The 11837-nt window shown below is 58.4% G+C and carries 10 protein-coding genes; 5 read left to right on the top strand and 5 right to left on the bottom strand.

What is annotated here, in order from left to right; translation table 11 throughout:
* The first annotated feature begins 22 nt into the window (after positions 1 to 22).
* A complete protein-coding gene (locus Pan189_RS15530) occupies positions 23 to 394 on the top strand; it encodes a hypothetical protein (protein ID WP_145364880.1) in 372 nt (123 codons plus the stop codon).
* Positions 395 to 573: 179 nt separating this feature from the next.
* Here the strand turns inward: Pan189_RS15530 and Pan189_RS15525 are convergent, their stop codons facing one another.
* Positions 574 to 1971, bottom strand: a complete 1398-nt coding sequence (locus tag Pan189_RS15525) for a sulfatase family protein (RefSeq protein WP_145364879.1) — start codon at positions 1969 to 1971, stop codon at positions 574 to 576.
* Between the two features lie 241 nt (positions 1972 to 2212).
* Here Pan189_RS15525 and Pan189_RS15520 point away from each other — a divergent pair, with 241 nt between their 5' ends.
* Positions 2213 to 3115, top strand: coding sequence for a LysR family transcriptional regulator (locus tag Pan189_RS15520; protein WP_145364878.1), 903 nt, complete (start codon positions 2213 to 2215; stop codon positions 3113 to 3115).
* 814 nt (positions 3116 to 3929) lie between these two features.
* Here Pan189_RS15520 and pheS read toward each other — a convergent pair.
* The 4 genes from pheS to infC all read right to left on the bottom strand — a co-directional run bounded on the left by pheS (position 3930) and on the right by infC (position 6328).
* Positions 3930 to 4931 (bottom strand): phenylalanine--tRNA ligase subunit alpha, encoded by a 1002-nt coding sequence (gene pheS, locus Pan189_RS15515; protein ID WP_145364877.1) that lies wholly within the window; start codon positions 4929 to 4931, stop codon positions 3930 to 3932.
* Between the two features lie 36 nt (positions 4932 to 4967).
* Positions 4968 to 5330, bottom strand: coding sequence for a 50S ribosomal protein L20 (gene rplT, locus Pan189_RS15510; protein ID WP_145364876.1), 363 nt, complete (start codon positions 5328 to 5330; stop codon positions 4968 to 4970).
* A 71-nt stretch (positions 5331 to 5401) separates the two neighbouring features.
* On the bottom strand, positions 5402 to 5602 hold the full coding sequence (gene rpmI / locus Pan189_RS15505; protein WP_145364875.1) for a 50S ribosomal protein L35: 201 nt from the start codon (positions 5600 to 5602) through the stop codon (positions 5402 to 5404).
* 198 nt (positions 5603 to 5800) lie between these two features.
* Positions 5801 to 6328: a translation initiation factor IF-3 gene (gene infC / locus Pan189_RS15500; RefSeq protein ID WP_145364874.1), complete on the bottom strand. Its 528-nt coding sequence runs from the start codon at positions 6326 to 6328 to the stop codon at positions 5801 to 5803.
* A gap of 381 nt (positions 6329 to 6709) precedes the next feature.
* Between infC and Pan189_RS15495 the strand changes: the two genes are divergently transcribed.
* From Pan189_RS15495 to Pan189_RS15485, 3 genes are all read left to right on the top strand, one after another.
* Entirely contained in the window at positions 6710 to 8062 is a 1353-nt protein-coding gene (locus Pan189_RS15495; protein ID WP_145364873.1) for a hypothetical protein, read from the top strand.
* Positions 8063 to 8331: 269 nt separating this feature from the next.
* Positions 8332 to 9249, top strand: a complete 918-nt coding sequence (locus Pan189_RS15490) for a GGDEF domain-containing protein (protein ID WP_145364872.1) — start codon at positions 8332 to 8334, stop codon at positions 9247 to 9249.
* A gap of 470 nt (positions 9250 to 9719) precedes the next feature.
* Positions 9720 to 11792 (top strand): carboxy terminal-processing peptidase, encoded by a 2073-nt coding sequence (locus tag Pan189_RS15485; RefSeq protein ID WP_310820576.1) that lies wholly within the window; start codon positions 9720 to 9722, stop codon positions 11790 to 11792.
* Positions 11793 to 11837: the final 45 nt, after the last annotated feature.

The following is an 11837-nucleotide window of genomic DNA, read 5'->3' as shown; positions in this document are numbered from 1 at the left end:
CCGGAGACAAGTCGCTGTGAGAATGGTTTGTTTATTGCTTCTTTCCGTCATCAGTTGCGGAACCATGGGTTGCGACGGAAGTCCCGACCCCTATGACACCTCGAAGGTTCCGGTTACGCCCACTTTTGATACGGCCGAACAATACTTGGCAGCGACCAAGCAGCAGGTACTTGACTATGTGCAACAGTACCAAAGCGATGCTCAAGGGGCGTGGGATAATACCGATACCGGGTTTCAACTCGTGTATGACTCGCATCCGAAACTGAGCGATCGCTCCAAGCAGCAGATCGATCAGTTGGAGGCGGTCGGGCGCGACATTGAAGCCATCGAGAAGCCGGGGCCAAATGTGCTCAATTTGCTTTCTAAGGCGAAATCGCTCGCAGAGAGTCTATAGCGTTCGGAATCCAGAGCCTCACCGGTGCCCGATCTCCCGCCAAACGGACTCGAGTACGATCCAAACCTCCGCCTCGATACATCGCGGTGACCGGTTACTGAGGTCTCCGCTTGGTGCGTTCGAAACGAATTAGTAATAGATGCCTTCGCGGGTTTATGGCTCTGCAGTTGAAATGCCAATTAAGGTGACCGCAGGCGCCAGGGTTCGCGGGCGTTGGTTTCGATTTCGGTATCGAGCTCGCGCATTCGCTTTTTTAGCCGGGCGACGATGTCCGGGTGATCGGCGACGAGATTGTGCTGCTCGCCGATATCTTCGGACAGGTTGAACAGCATCACGTTCGGTGACTTCAGCGAGTTCTGTTTGCCCTTAGCGGGCTTGATGAGAAGTTTCCAGTCGCCCTGCCGGAGGCCTTCGATATTTCCACGGGACGAATAATGGACGAACTCCGTCCGCGGACTTGCTGAATCCGAAAAAAGAGTTTCCGAAACGTCGAGGCCGTCAATTTTATTCTCCTCGGGCAGCGTGGAATCGGTTAGCGCAGCGATCGTCGGCAGCAGATCCATTGTCGTGACCAGTTCATCGCAGACTGTGCCGGCCGGAATTCGAGACGGTCCCCACATGATGCAAGGAACCCGTTGACCCCCTTCGAAGGTGGTCCCCTTCCCCGCCCTTAACGGTCCGGCCGATCCGCCGTGATTTTTAAACTGAAGCCAAGGGCCGTTGTCCGACGTGTAAATGACATAGGTGTTGTCCGACAAACTGAGATCGCGCAGTTGGCTCATCAATCGGCCTACCTCTTGGTCGATATGCTCAATGACACACTTGTAAGCGTTCTGCGGGTCGGGATCGTAGACGTCCTCGGGGACGTAGAGCGGGATGTGCGGCATGGTGTGCGGGAGATAAACGAAGAACGGTCGATCTATATTCTTGGTAATGAAGTCGATTGCTTCGTCGGTATAACGCCGCGTGACGGTCCGCTGGTCGACCGGCAGTTCGACGATTTCTTCATTACGCATTAAGGGCGTGTTCCATTTCGTGACGGCAGTCGACTGATTTCGCCACAGTTCATCCGAACTTAATTTCGGCTTCCCTTTATTGTCCGGATGATTCATGTCATTCGAATAAGGAATGCCGAGATACGTATCGAACCCGTTCTGCTGCGGCAGCGTTTCGGGGTGATGGCCCAAATGCCACTTTCCGAAGCAGGCTGTGGCGTAACCGAGCCCGCTGAGATGGTCCGCGATTGTGTATTCATCGGGATGCAGCCCCTTCGCGGAATGTGGGAACAGCACGTGTCGGTGCATCCCGACTCGCTTTGGATAGCAGCCGGTCAGCAGTGCCGCGCGGGACGGCGTGCAGACCGGCGAGGCGACCATAAAGCTGGTGAAGCGGCGGCCTTCATCAGCCATGCGATCGATGTTCGGCGTCTGAATCGTCTCGGAACCAAAACAACCGAGGTCGCCATAACCTTGGTCATCGGCGAAGATGATCACAAAGTTGGGCTTGGGATCGGCCGCGTCGACGGGAAGCGGAAGCATCACGGCCAAAGCGGCAATTAGGCAAAGCGATCGAAACATGGGCGAGCGATCTTGTTTGTGGCGCGAGGTAAGAAATCTTCATGAGGAAGCCGGGTCATAATAGCCGTCGGGCCGACTTGAAATCGTGCGAAGTCTGATCTGATCAGTATTTCTCTGCGTACATCTTGGCAAGTAAGTTTAGTCGTTCGATCAATCATTATGCCATCGGTGCTCGATATCTCCAGTGCATTCATATAGTGTGCCGAATGTTTTGCATGCATAGGTGTGGGCGAGTGGAAGCATGGAATTTGATCAACTTCGCTATTTCTTGGCCTTGTCGACGAGGGAGAACTTCACGAGGACCGCGGCTGAACTCGGCATCTCGCAGCCGGCTCTGAGCCGATCGATTCAAAAGCTCGAGGAAGAACTTGGCCAACCGCTTTTTGATCGCCGAGCCCGAGCAGTGACGCTGACCGATGCGGGGCAACTTTTGCAGTCAAGGGCCCGGCAGGTATTAACGTTAGTCGATGAGACGAAAGCTGAAATCTCCGACGACGGGCGCAGTGGTCGAATTCGGATCGGGGCCATTCCGACGATCGCGCCCTATTTCTTGCCGGAATTACTCGGCCGGTTCGCGGAAGAATTTCCGGGGGCCTCAGTGATCGTTCGTGAGCAGACGACTGACTTACTTCTTAAAGCGATCACACAGGGAGAAGTCGATTTGGCCGTCGTCGCCTTACCCTTCCCGGCTAAGTACATCGAAATCGAAGAATTGTTTGCCGAAGAACTCTTTCTGGTCCTGCCGCCCGGTCATGACTTAATTCAGAAGACAAGTATTCGCCTGACCGATATTGAACCGCTTCCCTTCGTGCTTCTCGACGAAGCGCACTGCCTGTCGGACAACATCGTCTCGTTCTGCCGAAATCGGAATTTTCATCCCGTCTCGGTCGAGCGGACCAGCCAATTGGCGATGGTGCAAGAGCTGGTCGCGCTGTCGCACGGCATTTCGATGATCCCGGCGATGGCCCGCGATGTTGATGGGAGCGGACGTCGTGTTTACCGCTCGCTCAGCGGAAAGAAGCCGACCCGAACGATTGCGGCGGTCTGGAACCCCTATCGATTTCAAAGCCGACTGCTGGAGGCCTTTAAGGACCGGCTGCGGGTGTATGCAGCTGAGAAGGCGACCCGACATGGCGACGGTTAATTTTTGAGACAACAACCATCGGGCTGTGGTTGTTACGCGTCAGGCAATATTTTGTAGAGCTGCGCAACCATCTTTCCATGGTTGGAGGAACACACGGTGCGCACCGCCTCTGTTCGCCCCGCCGGTGGGAGCAGTCATCTGACTGCGTTATCCCCATGCGGCGGATGTTGCCGCGGCAAAACTGCCGGGCGCGCGTCCGTTTTTTTTTAAGAGCTGTCAGCTATCGGCTGTCAGCTACCAGCAAGACTTGGGTAGCCCGGCCTTTCATGGCCGGGTGCCGACAGGCACAAGATGCCGTTCGAGAACATTAAGAGAGAGTTGGAGGCCGACTGCGAGAGTGAAATTAATGAATTTCGAGTGGCACGGACAACGTCCGTGCGGCGCAGCCGCCAGAGTATTCAGCTACCGGCCATAATTAACATTGGACGCCGGACTGGTAGGGACATCTCTGCCCAGATGCTCTTGTCGCTGCGCGACCCGGACGTTGTCCGGGCCACACTTTGATTTACTGTTTGAGAACAATATGAGATCGTTGAAGGCCGACGACGGGAGTGCAATTAATAAATCCCGAGTGGCACGGACAACGTCCGTGCGGCGCAGCCGCCAGAGCATTCAGTTGCCGGCCACAATTAACATTGGACGCCGGACTGGTAAGGACATCTCTGCCTGAGTGCTCTTGTCGCTTCGCGACCCGGACGATGTCCGGGCCACTCTTAAACGGGTAGCCCGGCCATGAAAGGCCGGGCTACCCGCGTTACCCTAATGCACCCGCTCCTTCACCTCTCCTCTTCGCCCGTCTCGCCCTTCCCGCGCCCTAAAACTGGCCGAGGAATCGCAGGTCGTTTTTGACGAACTGGCGGATGTCGGAGACGTTGTAGCGTCGCATGGCGAAGCGCTCGACGCCCAGGCCGAAGGCGAAACCGGTGACGGCTTCGGGGTCGTACCCGACCGCTCTCATGACGTTTGGATCGACGACGCCGGCGCCGCCGATCTCAATCCACTGGCCGTCCCAGTACATGTCGACTTCGACCGACGGCTCGGTGAAAGGAAAGAAGGATGGTCGGAAGCGGACGGCGACGTCGCCGCCGAGGTAAGCATCGGCGAATTTGGAGAGGACGGTCTTGAGCTGCGCCATCGTGACGCTCTCCCCGACCATTAACCCTTCCATTTGGTGAAACATGCTCAGGTGGGTGTCATCGTGTTCGTCCGGTCGATAGACGCGGCCGATCGAGACGATCCGCACCGGAGGCGGCGTGTGCTCCATCGTGCGGATCTGCACCGTCGAGGTCTGACTGCGAAGCAGCGTCTGCCCGCCGGCGGCGGCTTCGGCGGTCGCCAGATAGAAGTTGTCGAGCGGGTCACGGGCCGGGTGCTCCGGCGGGATATTCAGGGCGACGAAGTTGTGCTGCTCGTCTTCGAGTTCGGGTCCTTCGACCACCGAGAACCCGAGCCGGGTCATGATCTCTTTGAATTCTTCGATCGTCTGCGTGAGCGGGTGCAGCGAGCCGCGCGATAATCGATTTCCCGGCAGCGTGACGTCGAGGCCTTCGACCTCCGCAGCAGGCTTTGCGAGTTCAACCTTGCGGGCTTCGAGCTGCCCGCTGACTCGCTGCTTGACCTCGTTGAACTGCTTGCCAACGGCTGGCCGGTCTTCGGGGGCGACTTTGCCGAGCACCGATTGCAGGTCTTTGAGCCGGCCTTTTTTCTTACCGAGGAATTCGACACGCGCCGCCTCGAGCTCGTCGGTGGACGAGGCGCCGGCGATGGCCGCCAGTGCGGCCTGCTCGTATTCATCGAAGGAAGCCGCAATGTCCATCGCCGTCTCCGCGAAAGGCTCCTGCCTCGGCGGGAATTACGCCGCCTGCTTAGCGGCAGAGCGAACGATCTCCACGATCTCGTCGAAGATCGCCGGATTGTTGATCGCCAACTCGCTGAGGCTCTTGCGGTCGAGTTCGATTTCGGCCTTCTTCAAGCCGTAGATGAACTGCGAGTAGCTCATACCCCGCATGCGGACTGCGGCGGTGATGCGGGTGATCCAGAGCCGACGGAAATCTCGCTTGCGGACCTTGCGGTCGCGGTAGGCGAAAGCGCGGGAACGGATGACCGTCTCTTTGACGGTGCGCAGCAATTTCGAGCGTCCGCCGCGGTTACCCTTGGCTTCGTTGAACAGCCGCTTCTTCTTTTGGCGGCGTGCTTTGCCGATCCGAACACGCATAACGCTACTCGATTCCAGAATCTCAAAATGAATTTACGCGACCCGGAGCAATCCTCGGGTCGGAGATGAACCTACATGCCCGGTTGAAGGGCTTCGACGATCTTCTTGGCGATCGGGCCGCTCACGACTTCGCCATGGCGCAGCCGCAACTTCCGCTCGCCCGCCTTCTTACCCATGCGGTGGTGGCGGTTCGCCGAGCGGTGTTTGAGCTTGCCCGAAGCGGTCACCTTGAACCGCTTCTTCATGCCTTTGTGGGTTTTGCGCTTGTGCATCGGTATTGCAATCGATCCTGCCACAAGGGCGGGAACGCTTTCTCTCAGTATTTCCGGAAGGAAGGGCGAGAAGTATATCGGTACCCACGGCATTGATGCCAGCGAGCCGCGCCCAAAAATTCGTTCGTCTGATCGTTATAACGCCGTCGGTCGCGTCAAACCGCGATTCCAATGGCCCTGCTACCGCTGATAGTGAGTCTAATTCTTCGGGGCGAGTACGGTCGACATCATTCGACCGCCTTCCATCCCCGGCGGCTTCTCGACCTTTGCGACGGTATTGAGCTGCTCGATCAGCCCGAGCAGAATATCGCGACCAAGGTCGTGGTGCGCGTTTTCGCGCCCGCGGAACATAATCGTGATTTTGACTTTGTCGCGATCTTCCAAAAATTTGACCGCCCGCTTCAAGCGGACATCGATGTCGGCCTGACCGGTCTTCGGACGGAGCCGAATCTCTTTGATCTGACCGTGATGGGTGGTCTTACCTTTTTGGAGCCGCTTCTTTTGCTGATACTTGAATTTGCCGAAATCCATGATTCGGCAAACCGGCGGCCGCTCCGCAGGAGCGACCTCGACCAGATCGAGTCCCGCATCCTGAGCACGCTGCAGTGCGTCTTCAGTCGGGATCACGCCAAGCATTTCGCCATCCTGATCGACCACCCGCACCGGCGTGATCCGGATTTGATCGTTCAGTCGTTGTCCTTGATTCTCTTGAGTACCTTTCGACATCCAGCCTCATTCGCCCTCGAAACAGGAACGGATCACCCGGGGAGCCGACATCGGCTCTGCGGAAAAATCCGAATTTGAAAAACAGTCAGCCCGTCCGTCGCGATAATGGTACCGCGAGCGCCGCGGTCGAGCGTCCGACGAACGCATCGACACAATTCTCTTTGTGTATCGAGGTTCCGTCAATACGTCAAGAAGCAGTCGATCGCAGATTTGATACCCGGTATCGACTTCGGCGCGGTTTCGAAACGGGGACGGGCGAATCGAAAATCCGTCTGCCGTACCGGTATGTATTTCGCTATACCTCGCCTCCGTTGCAATTTTACATCGGCAGCGGGCGCGATTAGCGAACCTGATCGGACGCAATAAGATAGGGGAAGTTCGATGTCATTCCGCTTCAACTTCGGCCGGTCGGCCGTTCTCGCTTCAATCGCTGTGATGGCGTGTTGCAACGCCAATTTGAGCCTCGGCGACGAGGGTCCGACGCAACCATCGAAGCCGGTCCGCCTCGAACTTCGCGAAAACGACGACCGCTGCTGGCAGGTCGAACTCAAGACTGAGATCAGCGGTGATCTGCAAACCGCCGGCGGGGATGACGGCACGCTGCCCATGACCCTCAGCGCCACGTTCGGTTATGGGGAAAGACGCATTGTCGGAACCGGGCGGGACGCGCTCTCGCTTCGGTCGTATCGGCTCTTTGATCAAGCAGCTTCGACGGTCAAAGTCGGCGAAAAGTCGACGAAGACATCGTTGCGGGAGAACCGCCGTCCGATCGTGGCCCAGTTGCGGGCGGACGGAATTCTCGGATACAGCCCCGAAGGCCGATTGACCCATGGTGAGGCCGATCTGCTCCGCACCCCGCTCGACGGGCTCGCGCTGTTGGCCCTATTGCCCAGCGAGGAGGTCGCGCCCGGCGAGTCTTGGACGCCCGAGCCTTGGGCGACGCAGAGTCTCGTTGGGATCGAAGCGGTTCTCGAAGGGAATGTCCGCTGCCGACTCCGCGGCGTGAAAGGCGGAATTGCGGAGGTGATCTTCGCCGGCCGACTCAAAGGAGCGGACCGCGGAGCCGGGTGCGACGTCCGTTTGCACGGCAAATTCGATTTCGATCTCACCGGGCAATATGTGCGGTCCGCCGTGATCACGCGGACGGAGAAGCGTGAGATCGGGCCGGTCTCACCGGGAATGAGTGTCACGACCGAGGCGACTCTCACTCAGTCTCTGCTAGACCGTTCGAAATCGGTCGAATTGGCTCCTGCCGCCGAGGTGCCGCTGAATCCTCCGGCCGACTTGGTGAAACTTGAACTGGCTGTCCCGTCCGAGGCGCGACTGAGCTGCGAGCGTGACTGGCGGTTATTTCATTCGGCGTCCGGGGTCGTCATTGTGCGACTGCTGCGAGACGGATCGCTCGACGCCCAGTGCAATATCTCTGGCGTGCGAAAGGTCGAATCGGGAACGCAGACCTCGCCCGATGAATTTGTGATCGACGTTCAAAAAGCACTCGGTGATCGGCTCGGCTCGCTCGGCGAGGTGACCACCTACACCCGCCCCGACGGCGTGAAGGCGATTCGCGTTCCTACCACGGGTACGGTCGGCGAACTGACCATGAACTGGAATTACGTTATGCTGACGGCTCCGGACGGTCGGCAGGTCGCCCTGCTCTTTTCGGTCGATCAGAAGACCGGGGCCGACTTTGCGGAGACCGAGAATCGATTCACCGACGGGCTGAAATTTCGCTAAGCCCCCCGTCGATCGCGAACTGCATCGATTCGCGGGCGTAGCCGACCAGTTGTGCCGGTAACTGCGCCCGAGTCCGAGTCATCAATAATGCTGCGATCGGTTCAATCGATGCGACCGCAATTCCTAAGAAGCTTTTCGTCGGGCCAATGTGTACCCGTCGGCCCGTTTGCCGAGCTAGGTTTCTGATGCGATGAGCCTGCGCGTTGCGTCGCGAAAGACTCGACCGCCTCCCATATCTCGACAGTAAACCTCCAAGTCCGTGCAATCCCGTGACGGTTGTATTCGCCGATCTCCAACACATCGGAACCGGTGCCGCACTCGTGGCGCTCGGCGTGGCGGTGCTCACGTCGGCCGCGACCGGTTTTTCCCTCGGCTATCTGCTGGGGCGGCGAGATCCGTTGGCTGCGTTGCTGAAAACGTCGCAGAAGTTGAATCGCCTTTGCAAGTTGGCGGTTGAGCGGCTCGATTCTGCGCGGGCGGCGTGTGATGCGTTGACGAAGCACGCCGATCTATTCGCCGGTTCGCCGGAAGTCGATCGCTTTGAGGCCGCGCGGACCGAGTTGATCTCGGCCATGGGGCGGGCCGCGACCGGCCTGGGTATCGGTGCCGAAGCTCCGGCAGAGCCGGAACCGGACGCCCCGGGAGAGATCGAAATCGAATGGCAGCTTGAGGAGTCAGCCGGGGATGAACTTCCCTCGCGGGAGACCTTCGACCTCAACTTGGGCTTGTTGGTCTCAGCCTGTGATGAGGCAAATGCCGAAGCCGGGCTGCTGTTGGTCAGGCTTGATCGTGCCGATTCATTAGCGAAACGGCTGGGCGACGCCGGGGTGCGATACGTCTTTGGTCAGCTCAGTCGCGCTGTGATCCGTTCGGTCCGCGACGAGGATGTTGTGTTCGAATTCGATGGACTGACTTTGGCAGTGTTATTCGGCGGTCTTGATCGAGACAAAGTCTCCGGACGGGTGGCGACAATTCGAGACTCCGTCCGACATTGCGTGTTTCGATCGGGGGCCGAAGGTCCCGAAGTCTTTGCGACCGCCAGTTTCGGCTACGGTCCCTGTCGGCCAAGCGAGAACGCCCGCCTTGTGATCGATCGCGCGATTGAGGCGCTCACGCGATCTGAACGCCGCGGTCGGAACCTCGTTCACCTTCACGACGGCAGTCGACCGGTGGTCGCCACGCCGTAGCTAATCGCGCAACTGCGTCAATTCAATTGGAGGCCGATGATTCTGTCGGCTGCCGAACCGCAGCCAACGGTCCGTCGGTTTTGAACGTAGCACGGGGTGCCGTCGGGAAGTCTCGATGGATTTCGTCACGACTTCAGCACTCAAGGCGGAGCAATGGAACGGCAGCGATTCTGCCAAATTGATCCCTCGAGACTGAGAAGTCTGACGCTCTGGTCTTCGAATGGGTGACGCAGGACCGATATTGTCGAATTTTGCCTACGTCACTAGACTCACTGAAATACCCAGTACTCGGTGCTTTCCCGCGGAGCACGCATTCTTGCAGCCTCGCGGTGCCGTGGCAGGGTGCCTTTCGTTGACGGCTCGAATGGTTCGTCTTCGATCGGGTTTCTGCAAAAACACTTCCCGTTAAATCGCCTCAGTGGACGGACACGCGCCCGAGCGGCCGCACGAACGTGGATAGGAAATCGGACATGCAATCTCAGTTTCGAGCTCAAATCGCTGCGACGCTGGCCGTCGCGATGATCGTCGCAACGGCCACAACGATCTTCGCACAGGGCAATCGCGGCGACGAGACGACGACCGTCAAGCTCGTGGCCAGCATGTTGGAACGCTACCACATCAAGCGGGCCGAAATCGACGATGAGGCATCGAAGCAGTTTTTCGATCATTTCATCGATCAGGTCGACCCGCTGAAGTCGTACTTTCTTCAATCGGACATCGATGAATTCGGCAAGTTCCGCACTCAGCTCGACGATCTCGTCAGCCGGGGCGATTCGTCATTCGCGTTCGTCGTTTACGGCCGGTTCCTCGAACGGATGAAGAATCGTGTCGCCTACGCGGAGCAATTGGCCGAGTCCGACTTCGATTTCACGAAAGAAGAAACGATCATCATTGACCCTGACGCGCTCGAGTGGGCCCGTTCTCCCGCGGAACTGAACGAGCGGTGGCGAAAGCGGGTCAAGCAGGACGTGTTGATCCTCAAGCTCGAAGATACCGATGAGACGGAGATTCGTGACCGTCTCAAGAAGCGATATCACAATCTGCTCGTCACACGTGGGCAGATCGACCGTGAAGAGATTCTGGAGTCCTATCTGTCGGCTCTGGCCCACGCGTTCGATCCGCACTCCAGCTACATGTCGCAGGCAACTCTGGAAGACTTCCGCATCAGCATGGAGTTGAGCCTCGAAGGGATCGGGGCGGCGCTGCGATACGAAGACGGCTACACGACCGTGGCGGAAATCATCGGTGGCGGAGCCGCCGCTGCGGACGGTCGCCTCAAGGCCGGAGACCAGATCATCGGCGTGGCCCAAGGCGGCGAGGATGAGTTCGTCGATGTGGTTGAGATGAAGCTCAACAAGGTCGTGAAATTGATCCGCGGCAAGAAGGACACGGTGGTTCGGCTTCGGGTTAAAAAGAAGTCGGGCGGAATCGAGACCTATGACCTGACTCGCCAGACCGTTGAAATCAAATCGGCTGCCGTCCGCGGTGAAATTATCGATACGGGCAAGCGGCTGGGCGGCCAATCGGTGAAGGTCGGCGTGGTCAACATCCCGTCGTTCTATCGCGACTTCCGCGGAGCTCAGGCTCAGCGTGACGGCTTCAAGAGCACGTCTCGCGACGTCTTAGAAGTCTTGAACAGCTTTGATCAACAAGGTGGCGTCGATCTGGTCGTCGTCGATCTGCGTTCCAACGGCGGCGGCGCGCTGACCGAGGCGATCGAGGTCACCGGTTTGTTCATCGACAAAGGCCCGGTCGTTCAGGTCAAAGAGCCGGGCGAGCCGACCAAGTCGCACGAAGATGTCGACCCGGGCGTTGCTTATGCCGGCCCGCTCGTCGTGCTGACGAATCGGCTGTCGGCATCGGCTTCTGAAATCTTCGCCGCGGCCATTCGCGATTACGACCGCGGCATCGTGGTCGGTGACACGACGACGCATGGTAAGGGAACGGTTCAAAACGTGATGCCGGTCCCGCCGCGGCTGTTCCGCTTCCTCAGCCGGGACGAAAGCGGTGCGCTTAAGTTGACGATCCAGCAATTCTACCGCGTCAACGGCGCGAGCACTCAGAACCGCGGCATTCCGTCCGACGTCGTACTGCCTTCGATCTTCGATCACCTGGAGTTGGGCGAGCAATACCTCGACAACGCACTCGCGTTCAGCAAGATCGATCCCAATACCGATGCCGAGTCGCTCGGGCTGGTCAGCGGGGACATGATCGGAACGTTGAAGAATCGAAGCCAGGCACGGGTCGCCGCCGATCCTGAATTCGCAAAGCTGCTGCGAAGGATCGACCGGATCGAAGCCCGGAAGAATCGGAAGACGGCCTCTCTCAACGAAGCGGCCCGCCGAGCCGAGCGTGAGGCCGACGAGCGCGAAGATGATCAGGAGAAAGAGTCGGAAGACGAAGAGCTCACCGGCTCTGACAAGCCGATCTTTCCCGACGGCTATTACAACGATGAGGTGTTGCAGATCGGCGTCGACTACGTCGACCTGCTCAACCCGGCCAAGACGGTTCAGTCCAACGTTCGAGTTCCAGCGAACGACTAATGGCTGAGCGATCGCGATTTGAGATCACGCCCGCCGAACATTCGG

This window comes from Stratiformator vulcanicus, from assembly GCF_007744515.1.
In the GTDB taxonomy this organism is placed as follows: domain Bacteria; phylum Planctomycetota; class Planctomycetia; order Planctomycetales; family Planctomycetaceae; genus Stratiformator; species Stratiformator vulcanicus.
Note: the sequence above shows the minus strand (reverse complement) of the source record. Positions and strands in the feature narration are given on the sequence as shown.

Excerpts from the sequence above, each read along its gene's own strand:
- Pan189_RS15530 (WP_145364880.1), top strand. The coding sequence starts at position 23 with ATGGTTTGTTTATTGCTTCTTTCCGTCATCAGTTGCGGAACCATGGGT.
- Pan189_RS15525 (WP_145364879.1), bottom strand. The coding sequence starts at position 1,971 with ATGTTTCGATCGCTTTGCCTAATTGCCGCTTTGGCCGTGATGCTTCCG.
- Pan189_RS15520 (WP_145364878.1), top strand. The coding sequence starts at position 2,213 with ATGGAATTTGATCAACTTCGCTATTTCTTGGCCTTGTCGACGAGGGAG.
- pheS (WP_145364877.1), bottom strand. The coding sequence starts at position 4,931 with ATGGACATTGCGGCTTCCTTCGATGAATACGAGCAGGCCGCACTGGCG.
- rplT (WP_145364876.1), bottom strand. The coding sequence starts at position 5,330 with ATGCGTGTTCGGATCGGCAAAGCACGCCGCCAAAAGAAGAAGCGGCTG.
- rpmI (WP_145364875.1), bottom strand. The coding sequence starts at position 5,602 with ATGCACAAGCGCAAAACCCACAAAGGCATGAAGAAGCGGTTCAAGGTG.
- infC (WP_145364874.1), bottom strand. The coding sequence starts at position 6,328 with ATGTCGAAAGGTACTCAAGAGAATCAAGGACAACGACTGAACGATCAA.
- Pan189_RS15495 (WP_145364873.1), top strand. The coding sequence starts at position 6,710 with ATGTCATTCCGCTTCAACTTCGGCCGGTCGGCCGTTCTCGCTTCAATC.
- Pan189_RS15485 (WP_310820576.1), top strand. The coding sequence starts at position 9,720 with ATGCAATCTCAGTTTCGAGCTCAAATCGCTGCGACGCTGGCCGTCGCG.